This is a genomic window from Bacteriovorax sp. PP10 (assembly GCF_035013165.1).
In the GTDB taxonomy this organism is placed as follows: Bacteria; Bdellovibrionota; Bacteriovoracia; order Bacteriovoracales; family Bacteriovoracaceae; genus Bacteriovorax; species Bacteriovorax antarcticus.
Genome location: NZ_JAYGJQ010000002.1, coordinates 716376 through 735015 on the forward strand (window position 1 = coordinate 716376; position 18640 = coordinate 735015).

Sequence of the window (18640 nt, forward strand, 5' to 3'; positions counted from 1 at the left end):
GATAAAGATTTAACCTAGAAGTTCTTGTTGTAGCTATTTGGGGCTACGTAGCCCACTGAAGGTGTTTTTTTTATTTCTAATAAAATAAATAACCTAGATATTAGTAATTCACTTTTAATATTACCTGAAGTCATCGCAAATCACCCATAGTTAGTTTTTGATTTAAGTATTTTTAATTCCTAACCGAATAGATGGCATCGAGAAATTGATCATCGACTATGCAATAAACGTTTGAGAGTAATGAGATTTTCTACGTTACCGTTACCGTTGCATTTGATTTTGTAAATATGTAGCTTAAATAACAATTGGAGTAGTGAATGATTGAAGCCTCTGCAACTTTATTGGGTTTGGCAAAGGGGGCTATTGCAATTGCAAATATTGTAAATAGTCTTTCAAGTATTAGTGGAATTGAAAAAAACTCTAATGAATCTTTAGCATTAATAAATTACTTGAAAAAGGTAATGGATGATACAAAAGCAATCAAAAGCTTACTTTTTAATCATGCAAATATTAACTTTGACTCTATTTATTTACCTCATCAAGTTGTTAAGTGCATTGACGAGAGTGTTAATAAAAAAGAAGTAATAACTTATAATAATTTCAATGAGCAAATTGAAATTTTTTCATTACATAAAAATATTACTTTCATTGGTAAAGCAGGTGTTGGGAAATCTACCTATATTCAATATATCACGCGAGAAAGTATTAAAAATGAATTTAGAATACCTGTTACAATTGAACTAAGGAAAATACAAAAGTTTACTGATCTTGATGTAATTGAATTAGTTGCGAGCAAGATAAACTCAGTCGTTGATCCCAAATATAGTATTACGGCTGATACATGTAAAGAGTTATGCAAGAGAGGTAAAGTTCTATTAATGTTAGATGGGGTAGACGAAATACCTTATGATTTACTTTCAGATGGATTTGATTTTATCAATAAAATTAAAATAAAGTACGGCGAAATGATCTTGATTATTACAAGTCGCCCAAATTCTAATACTGAAATATTAACTGATTTTCATTGCTTTGAAGTTATGGGACTTACGAAAACTCAAATTAATGAATTTATTAAAAATCTAAAATTATTAAAATATGATAAAGAGTTAATTGAAAACTTATCTAAAACTATTAATAATACAAAAAATAAAATTCTAGCTGAGTTTATTACAACTCCTTTATATTTAAACTTATACATTATGACGTTTAAAAATAAAACATCAGATGTGCCACAAAAAAAATACAAGTTTTACCAAAATATTGTTGAAGCGTTGATGTATTACCATGATACGAATTCCAAAAACTCATATAACAGATCTTTGGATTCCAAAGTTTCAAAAGATGATTTGGAATTAGTCTTAAAGGACTTTTCTTTGATTCAAACTTTAAAAAACGAATATGATTTTGACAAAAAAACTGTTAAGTCTAATTTTGAAAACATTAAGGCAAACGAAAGTCTTAAGTTTGATAATGAATTATTATTGATGGATTTATTAAGGGCAATTCCTTTATTCGTAAAGGGACAAGGTGATGTTTATAAGTTTTGTCACCGATTGTTTCAGGAGTATTTTTTTGCTTGTAAATTAAAGGAATTCTCTTCTTATGATGATAAAGAGCAGATTTACAATGTGATTTTTTCGTTAAAACGAACGCGCAATTTCGAGATTCTTGAGTTTTTAGAAGAGATAGATAGAGTGCATTTTAGCAAATATTTATTAAGCATTTTAATAGATAGAATTAAAACCATTAAAAACATTATTAAGAATAAAAATAATTTGCATCTATTTTTTCATGAAAATTCAGGTTTTTTAGTTTACAAGCACAAAGTCGGAAAGAAGCACGAGGTTGCTTTCACTGTCATGTTTAGTAGTCTCAGTGCGAGTAATTATATCGAGTTGAAAAATGTAGAACTTCGTAAGTTTGAGAGGGTTATTTATAACTTAATCGGCAATGAAATTTTAAATAAAAAAATTGAATTTGAAAAAGTTGGGAAAAAATTAAAAAATTCTAAGATAGCAAGTGATCATTTCGAATTTATTTCTCACAAAGAATTTAAAGAGAATATTTCACCAGCTTTTGACAATAACGAACAATTGTTTCTTGCTCTAAGTGAATATCTTTCGACACTTAAAAAATCTCAAGAAAATTTAGAAAAAGTTATATATCAAAAGAATGCCAATAGCTTAATAAAGAATATATTGGCAAAAAATAAGTCTTAACTTTTTTAAGAAAAGTGGGCGTAATTTTGGTTCCAGCACACTTCTCTGGTTGCGATGATACAAGAAAAGTGTGCTGGCTGGAACCTCAAGTAAGTTGTTGCAACTGCCATTGATTAACTGAACCCAAAATCTTCTACAAATCAAACTCCAAAATAGCATCAATAAAAATCTTCCCAAACTTCTTAAGTTTCTTAGGCCCAACCCCAAAAATATTTTCAAGTTCTCTTAAATCTTTTGGTTTTGTCTGCGCCATCTCTAAAAGAGTTTTATCCGGAAAAATTTTATAACTCTTGGTTCGTTTCGTTTTTGCCAGATTCGTACGAAAGACTTTGAGATTTTCAAAGAGCGTTTGCTCCGTCCCAGCAGCCGTTTTAAATTCTTTTGAAATTGCAGCCGTTGATTTCTTCCTAATTTTCTTTTTTGTAATTTTCTTTTTTACGAGTGGAGATTTTTTATCAACAGTCTTTTTATAATCGGCCCTAAGAAAAACTTCCTCTTTACCTTCTAAGACAGTAATCGCTCTGCGAGTGAGCTTTAATTCTGACTTACCATCCATCAGCATTTTTAAATGGCCTTGAGCGATCAGTTGGCGGTAAACGGAAAACCAAAGAGACTGCTCGCCCTCATGGCGATTAACCATGTACTGTACGTTGTATTTTTGCTTTATTTCGTAAACCGCACGCAGAGCCTCAATGGCCAATTGAGTGGCATTGATTTGTTTGGTAGAAGGAGCAAGACATGCATCGCAGTTTTCACAAGGGCCAAGATACGAATCATCAAAATAACCAAGGAGAACTTCACGTCTGCATTTTGTAGTCTCACAAAAACCTAATATAGCATCAAGTTTTTCATCGTTGACTCGTTTTCTAGCCGCGGTTTTTAATCCCTTATTTGTAATGCGTTTTAATAGAACCAGATCTGCAAGTCCATATAGCATCCATGCATGTGATGGGAGTCCATCTCGGCCAGCTCGACCTGTTTCCTGGTAATAGGACTCCAGGCATTTGGGAAGATCCATATGGGCCACAAAACGTACATCTGGTTTATCGATGCCCATTCCAAAAGCAATGGTAGCAACCACTATGACAGATTCTTCTTTGATAAATTTTTCTTGGACACTGTTACGATATTCCTGGGCGAGTCCGGCGTGATAAGGCATGGCCTTAAGGCCTGCCTTCGTAAGGAAGGCCGCGACTTCTTCCGTACTTTTTCTCGATAGACAATAAACAATGCCAGCATGATTTAGGTGTTCTTCTTTAATAAATTTTAAAAGCTTATCTCTATTGTCAGCTTTTGATCCTTTCTTAGAAACACTATAGCGGATATTTGGACGATCAAAAGAGCTGATATAGACGGGAGCATCTTCTAGAGAGAGGCAACTGATAATTTCTTTTTTGGTCGCGGCACCTGCAGTTGCCGTGAGTGCGATTCTTGGAGTGTTAGGGAAACGTTCAGATAACATCGAAAGTTCCATATACTCAGGTCTGAAGTCATGGCCCCATTGGGATACACAATGGGCCTCATCGATAGCAAATAGAGAAATTCTTATCTTGTCTAAAATGTTTTGAAAAAAAGAAGTCATCATTCGCTCAGGTGAGACGTAGAGGATTTTTAAATTTCCTTGAAGAAGTTCTTTTTCAATTGATCGTTGTTCTGACTTTGTTATGGATGAATTTAAAAAAGCAACTTTGATATCTTTTTTTAGGAGAGCATCCACCTGGTCTTTCATCAGAGCGATCAGGGGAGAGATGACTATTGCGGTTCCAGTCCTCGCTAGTGCCGGGATTTGATAACAAAGTGACTTTCCGCCACCCGTCGGCATTAGAATAAGGGCATTCTCACCAGCGATCACGGAGTTGACAATTTTTTCCTGATCACCGCGGAATTGATCAAAGTTAAATATGTTTTTTAAAATGGTGCGAGAGTCGAGCATTTATCAATTTTTGATTATTTTTACTGGTTTTGATAGTAAAATTTAATCCAATTATTGCTTTAGTTCATTATATTTTTTATTAAACAAATTAGTGAAGGCGCCGATATCATCTTCCCAGTTCTTAGAATCCATATTGTCGAGGGCCTTAGTATAATCTTTTACATTAACAGAATTAGCGTGAATGCGTCCAAGGATGTAGGCTTCAAAGTTAATAATTTCTTTGTTGTCCTTATCGCTTGAGTCAGCAAGTGTGACACCCATGTTTCCAGAGAATTTAGGACGAAGTAACATGTTTTTTCCCTGAATGTTAAACACGTTATAATAATGAGAAGAATTATCTCCCTGAGTAATTTGTAGCGTTTTTTTCATGCGAGAATTTTGATCAGGAATGGGAGCAGTCGCAACTGGAACAATAGAAGGCGCGACCAGTTCTTTTAACTCCAGTTGTATAAGTTGATTTTGAGTATTAGTAATAAGAATTTCATATCTTTGAAGACCACCTGAGCCTCCTCCAACTTTTGAAGTCGCAACCATATCTAATACACGTAAGTTTTCGCTTTTATATTGTGCCTGAAGAAGTGAAGTGAGTTGTACTTTGAGATTTTGTCCAACTTCTTCCATTGTGCTTTTTCTCTTAAATGCATTTCCTTGAAGTTTTTTAGCAGCGATTTGCATACCTGCTTTCGTTGCATCTTTATCCATTGATAGAATCGCATCGGGAATCTTTGCGTTTTTTCCCTTTAATCCATCACTGTAGGAGTTAAGAATGTCCTGAGAACTGATGTTGGGCATATATAAACGCGAACTCACCAGAATACGAAGTAGATCATAGGCAACCGGGCAAGGCCCAGAATCATCCAGATCATTCATCGTGAAAATAGTAGAATTATCATCTTGAATAAGAATTCCAAAGTTTTCGGGATGAGCATCACCAACACACCAGCCATTGAATGAACCTGCTTTTTTAGCGATATTAAGCGAGTCTGTATTTTTAGCGATTACTCCAAAGTAATAATCAACGAAAGACCTTAAAAAGAAAAATGAGTTTTCACTGGCATTCACTTTAGTCTGATCAAAATTATAATTGATATCTTGAAGTGAACTTGTCCTAGCAAGTGCCACGTTTGAAAGAAGCATTAATCCAGTAGTAAGTGCAATAGCCTTCTTCATAACATTCATAAAAACTCCAAACGAAAACGTGACGAGAAAATGACTCATCCTTAACACGGCTTTGGTTGAAATTTTATTTCATGTAAAAAATATAGGGTGCTTTCAATTCATCTCTCTCAAAGACTTTTAATCAACGCCTTCCTAGGCCCGGCCCCACTTTGAACACCACCCGAAGTAAAAGGAGTCATTATTCCGTCAGTCCCCAAGCTAAGTGGAAAAATCTTATCTTCGACATAATCCATAACGTAAGCAAATTTACCAGTGCCATCAACAACTATAGACTCTAGTTGAGTGCCTACGGCCACTGCAGCTTGAGTGCTCGCTTGTAACAATCCATTACTTCCGATAGTGAACATCGAGACAGTGCTATCTGCCATATTCGTTGTATAAAGAAAGTTTCCAGAAATCGTCATATGTGATGGTAGAGCTCCTGTGCTCACGACTTGCTCTGAGTGAAGCGTTCCATCATTAGCAACAGAATAAGCTTCAATCTCATCTGTTGAGCAACTAAGAACATAAATGAAATCAATTCCACTTTTTGATTGTGCCGATAAGATTGGTCCCGAAGGACAGCCGCGCGAGGATACTGTCGCCGGAGTTAATGGAGTAAAAGAACCATCTGCCGCTACTCTATATTGAGAAATATCTGTGATCGCATCGTTTACCATATAAGCGAACTTTCCCGACGAAGAAAAAGTCATTGCTACGGGATTGTTAGGATAAGTCCAATTGTTTAAAAGAGTCAGTTCTCCATCTGATCCCAAACTATATTGAGAAATATTTCCATCATATCCAAGTGAATAAAGAAAGCGATGATCTAGAGACATCACGAGGGATTCTGTAAATGCACTTGAAGCAATTGGCGTTGTTAATTCAGATAAAGTTCCATCTACTCCAGTTTTATATTGTGTAATTGTTTGGCTCCCAATATTTGCCACATACAAGCTGTTGTGTTGTTCATCCATGGCCATCGCTCTTGGGTAATCGTCAGTCGCGATTGATGGAGCTAACGTCGTCAATGTTCCATCACTTCCTATTTTCCACTGACCGATTGTGTTGTCGGCAGAATTTAGCACATACATCACTTGTGTTTTTGGAATGGGGATTGGCATTGGCATTGGGTTTGGGATGCTAAAATTTTTTGGGCTGCATCCGATTAAGCAAATGAACAATGGTAAAATAAGTTTTAGTGTTTTCATAAGCAGTTTAAAAGCACGAAGAGTGCCAATAGCTTGTTGGTGGTAACTGCTTGGAAAATCAATTTTTAAAATGATCTCTGCCGGGAAATCGGCAAGTGAGCTTGGTGGGATTTCGGAAGATGTCGGAAATTCGGCAAGTGGAAGTTGTGAAGTAGGAAGTTTTAAAGGCTAGAGTTCAATTAGCTCTCTTGTTGGATGAATTACACTGCTATACCACATGTCTGCTGGCACCATACCACCATTCCATGCATTAATTTGTGCAACCATGATTACCTGAATGGTGCACTCTTTTCGGAGTTTTTTTGTATCTATTTTTTTAATTCCAAATAGAATTAGTTGTGGAGTTTAAAAAGCGTTGGAGTTTTATGATGATTTTACGTCTATTGAGTATAATTGGCCTGTTAACTTTTTCAAAGGTTCACTCAGAAGATATAATGAATGAATCTATGTACAACTTACAAAAAACTCTAAAAGAGAAATGTTCAAAAGGAGAAGCTGTACCTTTTTCTAAAGATTTTTTTCCACAGATTATCGATTTCACAGTGTTTACGAAACAGTTGGAAGCATTGTTAATCTCAAAGCCGTCCAATGCGTGTGATTTTTTAAAGCACCCTCAAATATTTTCAGCAATAAGTGTATTGCCTCAAATGCAGTATGATAAAGAAGCTAAGAGTGTGAATTATGATTATTTAAAAAAATTAGAAATAGAATATAGTAGAAAGTTTTATATATCCAAATTACTAGGGTTAAAGGAAAAGTTCTTAAGTGCTGAAAAAGAATCAATAGTAAAAAAGCAAGCATTGAATAGTACTGATTTTTACTTGAAAGGCCTTGTAGCATGTATTGATTCAAATTGTCCTGAATCTATTTACCAAATAATCAAAGATAAAATACCCAAAAAAAACTCTCAGCTAGTTTATGATGAGAATATAAAGAAGATATTTCTAGATGAAAACAATCTGGAAGCTTATTTTCGTGTCTCTTATTCTTTCGAAGATGGTGTTGATCTAACATATAACGGTTCTAAAGCTATGAAGAATTCAATCTTCCGCTTACCTTCAAAAAAATTACAGAAAACATTACAATATATAGAATCTTATCATCCGAATACTTTTGCAGTGATTAACGTGAAGGAATGGGTGAAATATCTATATAGTATGAATGAAATGAAGGAATCTTTTATCGAAATTAATGAATTGAAGTTTGATAAGTTTATTTCAAAAAATGTAATCGGGTTTGCTGAGCCATCGTCTAGGTTGTGGGAAATGGCATACGACTCTAGTTCTCAAAGGAAAGATTTTTTTGATACAATTAAACTTCTGAAAAAAGTTTATAATGCGGAATTAGTTGTTTATGAAAAACCAGATTGGAATAGTAGAGTTATTCATCCTAAGTTCGACTCACCTTTTAAGAAAAAAGAAATAGATTATGAAATTGATTATTATAACATTTATGGAGTCGTGAATTCTGAAAGTGGAAATTGGTTTTTATTAAAAGATGAAAACAATAAAGAGTTTTGGATTCACCAATCTCAATTTAATAGCGGTAAAAGTATTTCTTCAATCTTGCTAGATTCTAATCTTGCAGATGACGTTAGCTTTTACGAATCTCCAGATGGTACAAAGACAAAAAAAACAAGCTCAAATTTAATTTATCATGGATTTAATGCCAAGGCTTTTAGATGGATTAAAGATCAATTATGGATTTTAGTTGATACAAAGAATTTTGAGCCTTGTGATGGAGGAGAAGAGGCTGACCAAGGAGGGACGAATGTTCCAGTCAAAGATCTTTGGATTAAAGCATTTAGAGATGATGGAAAATATAATTTTTTGCATGCATCTAGAGGGTGCTAGAGAATGATGAAAGGCTAGAAATTGTTAACATCAATTAGGGTACCAGCAGACTTGTGGTAGCTACACTGCTATACCATAAGTCTGCTGGCACCCATATGAGGCATTTTGTCTTGTCTCCCCTAAAAAATGGGGTATAGGTCATTTAGTAGTTTGATCGTTCTCTAATCGTAAAAATCACGACAGCTTTTGAAGGAGCACCTTCTTTTTTAATAATCTGAAAATCTTCGGATCTCATAGAGTCTTTACTACGTTTAGCAAATTCTGAATTTAGTTCAGCAGTTGGGGTATGAAACATTCGTGCAACCATGTTTGAGCCTTCTGCCATGTTAAAAACTTTTACATGACGTGTATGTCCAATATCTTTTTTAAGAATATCTTTAATATGAGTTGCGCGATTTTCTGCCAATGTTATATCGGGTTTTGAAAGATCTCCTTTTGCAGGATGTTCTTTATCTGACCATACTGCCACTTCAATTTTGGTTATCTCTCCTTTTTCTTTTGCAGATTTTACCAAGTTATTAAGTTTGTCTTGATCCATCGTGCTTAAACTAGCTGTATCTTTATTAAAATCAAGTACAGCATTTTCAGTCGTATGTTTATAATACTTAGTAGATTTGGATTGCATATTTTTTTCTTTCATATGCATTGTCTCAGCATGGACAACAGGATTACCGACAATGAACGATGAAATTAAAATGGTTGCGAACAGGTTACACGTTTTCATAAATACTCCTTTTGAATTATTATTAAGTAGGACCTCTTAAAAATAAAACAGCAAGAATAAGGCCAAAGTTTTAATGATTCACTTTATTTTGAATAGAGCTTGTATGTTAACCATCGGTCAAAAGTTTTTGGTGATCTAGGGGAAATTATTTTGGATTGCATAAGAATGCTATCAGCAAAAGCTTCCGCAAACCATTCGTGCGCGTTAGTGTATGAATAATCAGAAACAAAATTATTTTTTTTTGCTTTTTCGACAGAGTCACTGTCAGGATGTTCTCTGAAAAAGGGCGAAGAGTTAAATGAAGTTATGACTCCATTGTCAAAAACCTCTCCCCATCCAAACTTTTCACAGAGTTCTTGAAATTCTTCGGGTTTAATGGCCCCTAGTAAAAATGCATGCCCGATTTCATGAGCAAGCGTTGATAAGAAATCAATCCTTTTTTTACCGACAAGTTGATGTGTATAATAGTTTGATCCACCAATACTTATTGCATGGGCTGCAAAGTGAAATGCAGCAATGTTATTTTTGTCATCATGATTTTGAAAGGCGTAGAGATATTTAATTTCATTAATCCATAAAGGTAATTTTCCAGGAAACATTTTCTTTAAAAGGTAAAAAAACTCTTTAAGCACATACGAAGAATGGTTTGTAGTATGCTCAATCGCTAGAATTTTAAAATGTTTCCAAAGTTCATACTGCCAATGTAGAACATCTTTTGTTGAAGACTCGAGGTGCTTTGGGAATGCATTTTTATCTACTGGAAAAATATTTTTTTGAAAAGGGTCGGGGTCAAGAATGTTTTCAATACCATCACCATCTATATCTGTGTCAAATGGATAGAGTATACGAGCTGGTTTTTCATCTGATTGAACGGACCAGTCAGGAAGCCCGTCCCCATCTGTGTCGATTTGAACGTAATACAGTAGGCACTGTAACCAAGCATGAAGATCAGGAGGGGGGACAAATTGCTCCGAACTTTTCCAATGCCAATAGATTTTTTTGAAAGTTTTATCATGTGCCGATATTTTATCGACAAGAGAATTCTCCCAATTCTGTGCAAGCACGCTATTCTCGCTGAAGCTTGGAGGTGTAGGAAGTGTAACCTTTCGATGAATACGAAATGGCTGACATGCTGGAAGCTCTGCCAATGCAACTTGATAAAAAACCAAGTAAAGGAGTATGGAAGAAAATATATTTTTGTACAATAAATAATTATAACAAAAAAAGAAAATTGGTGTTTGAAATTAAATTTTATTTTACAGAGCGATCTTACCAAAAAACTCAGGCAACAAATAGGCGAGTTATATGTGCCAGAAGTTATATAGAATATATTTATTGATTAGAGTTTTCAGCTATTTTTATCGCTCCAAAACCTTAAACGTTCTCGATGGTGCTTGATCAACTTTAACTACATTAAAATAAAGACGTGAGATCTCAGCTCCTGAACTTGTCTCAACAAGAATTTTCCATTCTCCAGCATCAAAATTAGATTTAAATGTAAAGGCCCTAAATCCTTCTTCGCGGCCGCCTCTAATCGCAACTGGAACCTTATCCATATTTTCCCAATCGCCCTTATTATTCTTTCTAAACCAGTGAACGATAACTTTATCTGAAATTCTCCCTGGAGAAAAAATTTGTGAATAAAAATAAATTTTATCACCTGGCTCAGCGTGGAAAGTTGTTTTACCAAAATCCCAAAAACTATTTTCATCCATTTCAGCATACAGATAATAATGAGAATCTCTCTTCTCCAGCTTATGATAAATACCCTGTTCCTTTACACTTAGGGGAACAGGTGGAATCAAGCCTAGAAAAAAGAAGCTTGTAAAAATAATCACTACTGTAACAACTGGAGCAAAGATCGCATGAAAGAGTAAGCCGGGCTCTGTTACTAAATTTCGTAATGATCTTAATTGCACAAATAAAATTGCAAGAGTACTCAAAACAGAAAAACAAAAGGGCACTAATCCAATGAATCCGAAGATAAGTGGATAAACAATAGAGAAGAACGAGAATAGGCAAATTGAATAGAGGCCGACTTTCAAGTTAACTTTTGTTGATTTTTTTACAAAGGGCAGCTCGTTCATGAAAATCATGAGGATCATTAAGAAGAGAAAAGCTGCACTACTGAATATTGAGGCACTTTTTATATAGAATAGGGAATAGACATTAAGCAAAGTTCCTAGGCAGAAATGAAGGGCAAAGTTTTGGTAGGGCCAAATCTTCACAGCAAAATTTGAAGGGTGCCATTTCTCTAGCCTGAAAAGCAATTCATAATGAATAAGCATGGCGATAATAAATAAGTATAAAGCTTGTTGAAGTATGACTAGAGGCTCATCTGGGAAGGCAACCATCCAGGCGTCAAAAACAAATCCACATATAAAAAATGTGATATCAAGTTTAGCTTCGTTTTTCTTTCTAAATTCTGAGAATTGTTCTGTCCATTTCATATAGCTTATCTTTCAGGTGAAATGGCGGAAATACAACTTTTATTCACCTCATACCTCAAGTAAGTGAAAGAAATCACATTAGACAAACTATGTAATATTTATGTTTTCCAGCCCTTAAAACTCAATCCATGCTAAGTCTAAACCTCAAATTCGAGGTACACAATGATCAAAACATTAAGCACAATCATAATCCTATCAATCTCATTTAACTCTCAAGCGAGTGAGAAGTTCGCAGGCATATATTTCGATTCATCACTCCCAGCTTCTCAGCTTAGAACAATGAAAGACGATCTCACTTATCTTTACAAAAATCCTATAACTGACTTCGATCCTGAATTCCAAACAATGGCCGAACTTCCAAAAGTAGACGGTCCACAAATGTACAATTGGATCTACAACCGAGTGAAATACATCATCGGCCAGGATTACCAATTCTCAGGACGTAATTTAGTAAAAAAAACTGGACACGTATTTCCTGCAACTCCTCTTCCGCCTTCAATCAGCAATCGTGCAAATGCCCTGGCCGGCATTATCATCATGTCTAATACTGGAGCCGACCTTTATTTAACAGGTAAGCGAGATAATATTTTAAGCGGTATAAAGCTTGATGGTGATAGTGTATTTGCTCCTTCTCCAAGAGTTGGGATTTTACAAGTCGGTGAAGGTCTCTTCCTGGAAAGATTAGCGGTCAATAAAGATCAAAACTCAGAAGCGAATAAAATTAAAAGAATCGGAACTATTTTTCATGAGGCCCGTCATAGTGATGGTCATGCGAACCACATTGGCTTTATCCATGATGAATGTCCTCCAGGGCACAATATGTCGGGATTTGAGGCATGTGACGGTTCGAGCAATGGATCTTATTCACTAGAGGCAGTTGCACTGAAGTCACTACTTCTGAATTGTTTAACATGCTCAAATGAAGATAAGACTAAATTGTCTGTGGACATTGCAGATTCATTCAATCGAGTGGTTCTTCGCACGCATGTTAAAACAGAAGCGCAACTAAAAGAGGAAATGGAGACTTACCAGAGGGTCATTGATTTCTATATCGGATATATTCCTCAAGTATCTAAAGAAGCAGCTGAGCCTTCTATTAAAGAGCTTAAGAGGCTGCAAGATTTGATGAAGGTGTGTGAGGCGCAGTTAAAGGAGCTTAAAACTCCATTAGTACCTAAAATATTAGATCCTAAACCTGAAGGACCATATGTTGAAGTTCCAGTTGAGACGTCATCTCAGCTCATGAACGCCTCAATTGCAAAATAATGAAAAAGCTTAGTATCGCAATTATAGTTTTGATCGGAGTGGCCCTTCTTTTATGGAAGGCTGCAACGACATCGAATGTTTCTAACGTTAGTGATAAATCTAATTCACAAGAGATGAGCACTTCAGTCGCACTTGATCGAAAGGATGAAGGCATTGTTAAAGAAAATAATAGTGATTCAGTAACTGAATTTTCCGATTATCAAAATAAACTTGAACGCGACTTTAAATCCCTGGCCACTGTTGATGATTTAAAAAGTCTTACGGCCAATGAAGTCCACCACACTCCTGAAGTACTAAAAAATGGGGGAGATCTTATTGGAAAAATTCATGACGAAGCTGAATCTGATCCTGTAAAGCGAGTTGATGCTTTGAATTTCTTTAAGAGATGTGCGGAGGATGGGCAGATAGCGACGGCCATTAGAGCTGTTTGTTTAAGCAAAGTTTATAAGCTTATACCGGAGTGGAAGCTTCCTGTTCCGTTGAGTGAAGAAAGGATTTCGCGTGAAGTATCAGAGCTTGCTATGAAGCTTCCTTAAAAAGGTTCCAACACACTCAAAATAAGTGTGTTGGAACATGTACTAGATAACAAATTAGTTCGCTTTATCTAAAAAAATTTCCAGCGCTTCAACAGTCGCAACTGGATTTTCTTCCATTAACCAGTGCCCAGTATTCTTAAGAGTGATCCCTTCTGCATGAGGTGCTACGATTTTCATTGTAGCTGCAAGTGGCATTCCCATCGCTTTTTCACCACCAATAGACAGAACTGGCATTCTTAAAAGAGTTTTCGAAAGTTCTTTATTATCTTTTGCATCCTGAGGGAAAGCTTTAAACCAATTCATTGCTGCTCTCATGTGTCCAGGAGCTGCGTATTGTTTTGCGAAGTAATTCTTTTTAGCATCAGGAAAGCTTGCAGGATTTGCTGAGAACGAAACCCATAAGTGATCGAGGTATTGTTTCTCACGGCCTTTCACTAAATTCTCTGCATTTTTTCCATAAAATCTAAAGTGCCAAATGTCTGGGCTGTTGTAAATGTCATCTCCAGGTCCAACACCAGGTAGGAATGCATCCATTACAGTAAGTGTCTGAGTGCTCTCAGGGTATTTTGCAGCAAAAGCATAGGCAACCATAAGGCCGATGTCATGACCCACAATATGGGCTTTATTAATGTTGTAATGATCAAGCAATGTTTTTACATCTGCTGCCATTTCAACTTTAGAGTATCCAGTTTCTGGCGCTTCACTTAATCCACCACCACGAAGATCGGGGACAATGATTTCGTATTTTGATGAAAGTGCTTTCATCACTGGTTCCCACATTAGGGCCGATTCACCCATTCCATGAAGAAGAACAACTGGCTTTCCTTGACCGCCTTTATAGACGTTCATTTTAAAACCGTTGATCTCAATTTTTTCCTGGCGAAACCCTTTTGGGATTTCAATCGCGTGAAGAGATAAGCTAGTTAAGCTAAGAGTTAGTAGGCTAGATAGTAGTAATGTTTTCATATAAGCTCCTTGATTGCTTGTTTGTTCCTAAAACTAGACTACGCCCCCTCAAAGTATTTGAGTATCCCCGAAAAGTGGTACATACTGTCCTTCATGAAGGACAATAAAGGTCTGATTGACCTAACTCAAGAAGGTATCATTTTCTATCACGTGGCCCTGTTACATGGGTTTAGGGCGGCCGCTACCCATTTAGGATTATCTAAATCGATGGTAAGTAGTAAGGTAGCCTCTCTAGAAGGGCGCCTTGGAAGGAAGTTGCTGTTTCGCTCTACTCGAGATGTAACATTAACTCCGGAAGGAGAGATCTATTTTGAATCATGCCGAGTTTTATTTGCAGCTTCGCAAAAATTGCAACTGAGTGAAACGGGTATTCAATCAGGACTTGCTGGAAATTTTACAATTTCAGCACCGACTGACTTTATGAGTCTAATGCTCATTCCGCTTTTGCATAAATTTCAACTGATGCATCCGAAGATTCGCTTCAATCTTGTATCTGCCGATCAAGTCATGAATTTAGAAAAAAATAAAATTGATCTTGCGATTCGCGCAGGAGCAGATGGAGATAATCATTTATTCCGTACTCCTTTTATGAAAGTCAACCTGGGGCTTTATTGCAAACCCTCACTGCTTGTTGGAAAGAAATCAGAAAAAGACTATTTGGATCTTATTAAGAAAGAAGGTGTATTGGCATTTAGGCCTGGACGAGAAAGTTCATTTCAGTTAAATGGAAAAACTGAAAATGTTCAATTGCAAAGTAGATTTCAAGTTCATGATGTCTTATCGCTTAAGAGTTTAGTTATGGCGGGATCAGGGATTGGAATTTTGCCTGAATTCTCTATTACGAATGAAGTTCAATCAGGAGAACTAGTTCAAATTCTACCTAAGGCACAATTTAAAGTTATTCCTTTTGTTTTCTTATCTGGTTCTAAAAGAAAAGAAGATGAGAGACTAAACAGTGTTATTGAGTTTTTAATTCAAGAAGTAACAAAATAAGTCCTGTTAACGATTTACAGGAGACAAATATGGAATTGAATTTGCTACTTCTACAAACGATTAAACCAGATAGCTTCATTATCGTGATGAGCGACTAATTTTAAAGTCTCACCTTTAGTAAGGTTCATAGGTTTCGGTAACAGCTGTACGGCCTGCTTCCAGCAAGACAATTGCGGAAGGTAAGGAGCTGTACTAATGATTGTATCTTTATCAAGCTGCAACTCATACCAGTAAACAACTGCATGACAAAGACCTGACTCAGTTACTTCAAACGTAATCTCAACAGATTCATCTTTAGTATCTTTTAGAAAATCAAATTCAAAGATAGAAGCAATCTTACTTAGGGCCTTATGCTCCGACTTCTCAATATGGTATCCACTATATTCGTAAGATGAGAATTGATTAAAAGCGGACAAATCAAACCCTGATATTGTTTCCACACGATGATTCTTATAAATCTCACTCGATTCAATGCACATCGCATATACACGAGCACCACAAGGGATTAGCTGCGCATTCGGTTTCAATAAATGTTTTCTCGCATGCTCAATGGCCACAAGTGCATGCTCACCCAACAGACCATTATCAAATATCTCAGTAACTAAAATATCAGCACGCTCTGGAAAATCAGTTCCAGGAACAAGGGTTGTCGAAAGTTTATTAATAACCTGGATCTTATCTGCAAACCCATTGCGAGCTGTGATAATTTTAGCTTTCTCTGCAACCATCTCTACAAAGTCACATGTCGTGATGTGTGAAGCCCCATGACGAGCGGCCATCATCGAAAGCAATCCAGACCCTGACCCAATATCAAGAACAGTTCCACCATTCTTCAAAGCGGCCTTAAGCGCCTTCTCATAAGCATCATTACGAACATTGTCGTTCATCATGGGAAAATGCCATGGAACAAGCTCTGATGTTATGGCTACGTCGCCTGCAGCTATTTCTTCTGGAGTAAGTTCATCGATTAAATTGTTCATGATAGGGGCCTTATTGTTGGTTTAACATCACGATACTTATCTGGTCACTTGAAGTCCAAAAAAAAAGGGCTTAGTTCATTAGATAACTATATCAATATTTCACTTGCCCCTTGTCTCGCATCTAAATATTTTATATTGTTATTAGCTATGGGTATTTTTCCAGGCCCAAGCCAGGATAACAATTAGATGTTAAGAAATTTATTAGTTCTTACTGCTTTATTATTTTCATTCCAAACACTGGCCGTTGAAACGTGGAAAATAGCTTCTCTTGATTGGAAGCCCTACACGGGGGAGTCTCTCCCTGAGGGTGGTATTGGTATCGTCATACTTCGCGCGGCACTTAGAGCTGAAGGAATCGACCTTGTTGTAGAGTTTTATCCATGGACTCGCGCAATCCAAAAGGCCAGGGACCCGGCCTACGCTGGCCTTTATCCAGCATGGGATGAAGAGATTCTGGCCGGTTTTCTTAAATCACCGGTACTATTTAAATCTCCAGTTGGTTTTGTCGAACCAAGAAGCAGACCACTTGTTTGGACCAAACTAGAGGATTTGAAAGGTAAGACAATTGGAGTCGTGCAAGATTACGGGAACACTCTTGAGTTTATGGCACTGATAAAAAGCGGTGTGATTAAAACTGAAGTTGTTGTTTCTGATCTCTTTAATGTCAGAAAAGTTGCAGCAGGAAGAATTGATGGAGCATTTATTGATTTAAATAATCTTAGCTATCTTTTAAAAAACGATGCAAAAGATGTTGCTCACAAGGTACAGGCAAATCGCAAGGTGATTGATACAAAGGATTTGCTTTTGGCAATCAACGCTAAATTTAAAAATAAAAATGCATTCAGTATTTTACAAAGAGGTATCTCAAAAATACATCCTGATAAAATCATCAACGATTATAAGAAAAAATACATGAAATAAAGTGGCATGACTTCTGATGTAAAAGTTGATCGATTAAATTTTTCATAAGTAATTCAAACATATTTAAGAGCCCTTGGCTGTTCTAAGTTTGAGGGTTAAGCTAAAACCAGGTATGAAATTATTTTTATATATCATCATTTCTATTTTTTTTATCCCAAATGCTTTTAGCTTTGATCTGTCGTCTTTTGTGATGATTGGTTATGGCTCATATGAAAAGAAAGCAGGTGCTGAAATAAGTCTGGGTCTGCAACTGAGGCCATATGAATCGCTTAAAATAGAAATTTTACCTCTAACAGGAATTTTTAAACGTAAAGATGACCCTCGTTACTCGAGAGAAAAGGACGACGATAATAAGAGAGTCTGTAAAGACAAATCAACTGGAGAAGTTGTTGACACAAAATACTGTGGCGTGAATTTTACATATGCATTTGAGTCCTCTGTTAAATATCAACTTTCCGAAAAACTTGATATTGGTGCAGGGACTAGAATTGCAGACAGAACTTTAGTTTATGGTGTTGCTGTTTTTAGATTTACTCCTAGTTTTGGTCTCGAAGGTAAAGTGGGTGATAATTATAACAGTTTATTATTCAGAGTTGATTTCTAGCTCCAGCACACTTGTCTAATGCACTTTGAAACAAATGGCTTTGCAGATACCTAGCGCATAAATCTTTACTTATTTTTTGGAATATTATTCAAATCTGTTTTGCTTACAATTATTCCTTTTGATGGGAATGGAAATACTTTTTCTTGGTTTTCAAAGTTTACCGTCAATACTGCATAGAAATCAAAAGTACTAGGCATGTTATTTGTTCTACTGAAAAGTTTAAAAGTAGGATGCGATTCATTAAAGAAAACATACTTATAAGGGGAATCAGGTCTATTAATGCCAGTTTTAATTATTTTTTGAAGTTCAGTCTCATTTCCTTTGAATATTAAATCCCAATTTATTTTATCTGGATTTAAATAGTTTAAGTAGCTATATGGAGCCACAGTTTGATTAATTTCTCCTGAGCCTGAAATACCGACCTTATGATCAGTAAAATCATATCTATTAATAAATATAGGTTTTGGATTTCCATTATAAATTACAATATAATCATTAGAGGAAAACCTAATGATTTTGATATTTTCATCCCAGTTTCTAGTTTTTAGATAATCTAGGAGACTATTAGGAACTGAGATCAAAACTGTAGTTGCAGTAATTAAAGATGCTAATCCAATTACTACTATACTTAACGATTTAATTTTTTCTTTCATTATTTCCACTTTTCATTATTTTTTATTAAAAACATTACTAGCATGTATTCTAGGATTTCGGTAGTACGATAAAATGTTCTGCAGCTCCTCTACAAATGGTGCCAGCAGACTTTTCTGGTTGTAGTTCAGCAAGAAAGATATGTTGGAACCAGGAAAAGAAAGAATCAGCAAAA

The 18640-nt window shown here is 35.8% G+C and carries 16 protein-coding genes; 7 read left to right on the forward strand and 9 right to left on the reverse strand.

Annotated features, from left to right (window positions below; translation table 11 throughout):
* Positions 1-317 precede the first annotated feature (317 nt).
* Entirely contained in the window at positions 318-2219 is a 1902-nt protein-coding gene (locus SHI21_RS13385) for an NACHT domain-containing protein (protein WP_323577117.1), read from the forward strand.
* Positions 2220-2352: 133 nt separating this feature from the next.
* Here SHI21_RS13385 and recQ read toward each other — a convergent pair whose 3' ends face one another.
* From recQ to SHI21_RS13400, 3 genes are all read right to left on the reverse strand, one after another.
* Positions 2353-4152, reverse strand: coding sequence for a DNA helicase RecQ (recQ, locus tag SHI21_RS13390; RefSeq protein WP_323577118.1), 1800 nt, complete (start codon positions 4150-4152; stop codon positions 2353-2355).
* A 51-nt stretch (positions 4153-4203) separates the two neighbouring features.
* Positions 4204-5322 (reverse strand): DUF2252 family protein, encoded by a 1119-nt coding sequence (locus SHI21_RS13395; RefSeq protein ID WP_323577120.1) that lies wholly within the window; start codon positions 5320-5322, stop codon positions 4204-4206.
* A 116-nt stretch (positions 5323-5438) separates the two neighbouring features.
* A complete protein-coding gene (locus SHI21_RS13400) occupies positions 5439-6521 on the reverse strand; it encodes a lactonase family protein (protein ID WP_323577122.1) in 1083 nt (360 codons plus the stop codon).
* 365 nt (positions 6522-6886) lie between these two features.
* Between SHI21_RS13400 and SHI21_RS13405 the strand changes: the two genes are divergently transcribed.
* Entirely contained in the window at positions 6887-8374 is a 1488-nt protein-coding gene (locus tag SHI21_RS13405) for a hypothetical protein (protein WP_323577124.1), read from the forward strand.
* 142 nt (positions 8375-8516) lie between these two features.
* On the opposite strand, the gene SHI21_RS13410 is transcribed toward SHI21_RS13405, so the two are convergent.
* The 3 genes from SHI21_RS13410 to SHI21_RS13420 all read right to left on the reverse strand — a co-directional run bounded on the left by SHI21_RS13410 (position 8517) and on the right by SHI21_RS13420 (position 11548).
* A complete protein-coding gene (locus SHI21_RS13410; RefSeq protein WP_323577125.1) occupies positions 8517-9098 on the reverse strand; it encodes a hypothetical protein in 582 nt (193 codons plus the stop codon).
* Between the two features lie 83 nt (positions 9099-9181).
* On the reverse strand, positions 9182-10303 hold the full coding sequence (locus SHI21_RS13415) for a hypothetical protein (RefSeq protein ID WP_323577126.1): 1122 nt from the start codon (positions 10301-10303) through the stop codon (positions 9182-9184).
* Between the two features lie 153 nt (positions 10304-10456).
* A complete protein-coding gene (locus tag SHI21_RS13420; RefSeq protein WP_323577128.1) occupies positions 10457-11548 on the reverse strand; it encodes a DUF2914 domain-containing protein in 1092 nt (363 codons plus the stop codon).
* Between the two features lie 162 nt (positions 11549-11710).
* Here SHI21_RS13420 and SHI21_RS13425 point away from each other — a divergent pair, with 162 nt between their 5' ends.
* Positions 11711-12814: a hypothetical protein gene (locus SHI21_RS13425; RefSeq protein WP_323577130.1), complete on the forward strand. Its 1104-nt coding sequence runs from the start codon at positions 11711-11713 to the stop codon at positions 12812-12814.
* Positions 12814-13350, forward strand: coding sequence for a hypothetical protein (locus tag SHI21_RS13430; RefSeq protein WP_323577131.1), 537 nt, complete (start codon positions 12814-12816; stop codon positions 13348-13350). Before SHI21_RS13425 ends, SHI21_RS13430 begins: the two co-directional genes overlap by 1 nt.
* Before the next feature lie 54 nt (positions 13351-13404).
* On the opposite strand, the gene SHI21_RS13435 is transcribed toward SHI21_RS13430, so the two are convergent.
* Positions 13405-14316: an alpha/beta fold hydrolase gene (locus tag SHI21_RS13435; RefSeq protein WP_323577133.1), complete on the reverse strand. Its 912-nt coding sequence runs from the start codon at positions 14314-14316 to the stop codon at positions 13405-13407.
* A 93-nt stretch (positions 14317-14409) separates the two neighbouring features.
* On the opposite strand from SHI21_RS13435, the gene SHI21_RS13440 reads away from it, so the two are divergent.
* Positions 14410-15309 (forward strand): LysR family transcriptional regulator, encoded by a 900-nt coding sequence (locus tag SHI21_RS13440; protein ID WP_323577135.1) that lies wholly within the window; start codon positions 14410-14412, stop codon positions 15307-15309.
* Between the two features lie 50 nt (positions 15310-15359).
* Here SHI21_RS13440 and SHI21_RS13445 read toward each other — a convergent pair whose 3' ends face one another.
* The gene (locus SHI21_RS13445; RefSeq protein WP_323577139.1) at positions 15360-16289 is read right to left on the reverse strand and encodes a class I SAM-dependent methyltransferase; all 930 of its coding nucleotides are present in this window, start codon (positions 16287-16289) and stop codon (positions 15360-15362) included.
* Between the two features lie 186 nt (positions 16290-16475).
* On the opposite strand from SHI21_RS13445, the gene SHI21_RS13450 reads away from it, so the two are divergent.
* Together SHI21_RS13450 and SHI21_RS13455 are read left to right on the forward strand one after the other, a co-directional pair.
* A complete protein-coding gene (locus SHI21_RS13450; protein ID WP_323577140.1) occupies positions 16476-17210 on the forward strand; it encodes a substrate-binding periplasmic protein in 735 nt (244 codons plus the stop codon).
* Positions 17211-17322: 112 nt separating this feature from the next.
* Positions 17323-17814 carry a hypothetical protein gene (locus SHI21_RS13455; RefSeq protein ID WP_323577141.1) on the forward strand — a complete coding sequence of 164 codons (492 nt, stop codon included), beginning with the start codon at positions 17323-17325 and terminating at the stop codon, positions 17812-17814.
* A 65-nt stretch (positions 17815-17879) separates the two neighbouring features.
* On the opposite strand, the gene SHI21_RS13460 is transcribed toward SHI21_RS13455, so the two are convergent.
* Positions 17880-18467: a hypothetical protein gene (locus tag SHI21_RS13460; RefSeq protein WP_323577143.1), complete on the reverse strand. Its 588-nt coding sequence runs from the start codon at positions 18465-18467 to the stop codon at positions 17880-17882.
* Positions 18468-18640: the final 173 nt, after the last annotated feature.

Coding starts and splice junctions, on each gene's coding strand:
- SHI21_RS13385 (WP_323577117.1), top strand. CDS start 318: ATGATTGAAGCCTCTGCAACTTTATTGGGTTTGGCAAAGGGGGCTATT.
- recQ (WP_323577118.1), bottom strand. CDS start 4,152: ATGCTCGACTCTCGCACCATTTTAAAAAACATATTTAACTTTGATCAA.
- SHI21_RS13395 (WP_323577120.1), bottom strand. CDS start 5,322: ATGAAGAAGGCTATTGCACTTACTACTGGATTAATGCTTCTTTCAAAC.
- SHI21_RS13400 (WP_323577122.1), bottom strand. CDS start 6,521: ATGAAAACACTAAAACTTATTTTACCATTGTTCATTTGCTTAATCGGA.
- SHI21_RS13405 (WP_323577124.1), top strand. CDS start 6,887: ATGATGATTTTACGTCTATTGAGTATAATTGGCCTGTTAACTTTTTCA.
- SHI21_RS13410 (WP_323577125.1), bottom strand. CDS start 9,098: ATGAAAACGTGTAACCTGTTCGCAACCATTTTAATTTCATCGTTCATT.
- SHI21_RS13420 (WP_323577128.1), bottom strand. CDS start 11,548: ATGAAATGGACAGAACAATTCTCAGAATTTAGAAAGAAAAACGAAGCT.
- SHI21_RS13425 (WP_323577130.1), top strand. CDS start 11,711: ATGATCAAAACATTAAGCACAATCATAATCCTATCAATCTCATTTAAC.
- SHI21_RS13430 (WP_323577131.1), top strand. CDS start 12,814: ATGAAAAAGCTTAGTATCGCAATTATAGTTTTGATCGGAGTGGCCCTT.
- SHI21_RS13435 (WP_323577133.1), bottom strand. CDS start 14,316: ATGAAAACATTACTACTATCTAGCCTACTAACTCTTAGCTTAACTAGC.
- SHI21_RS13440 (WP_323577135.1), top strand. CDS start 14,410: ATGAAGGACAATAAAGGTCTGATTGACCTAACTCAAGAAGGTATCATT.
- SHI21_RS13445 (WP_323577139.1), bottom strand. CDS start 16,289: ATGAACAATTTAATCGATGAACTTACTCCAGAAGAAATAGCTGCAGGC.
- SHI21_RS13450 (WP_323577140.1), top strand. CDS start 16,476: ATGTTAAGAAATTTATTAGTTCTTACTGCTTTATTATTTTCATTCCAA.
- SHI21_RS13455 (WP_323577141.1), top strand. CDS start 17,323: ATGAAATTATTTTTATATATCATCATTTCTATTTTTTTTATCCCAAAT.
- SHI21_RS13460 (WP_323577143.1), bottom strand. CDS start 18,467: ATGAAAGAAAAAATTAAATCGTTAAGTATAGTAGTAATTGGATTAGCA.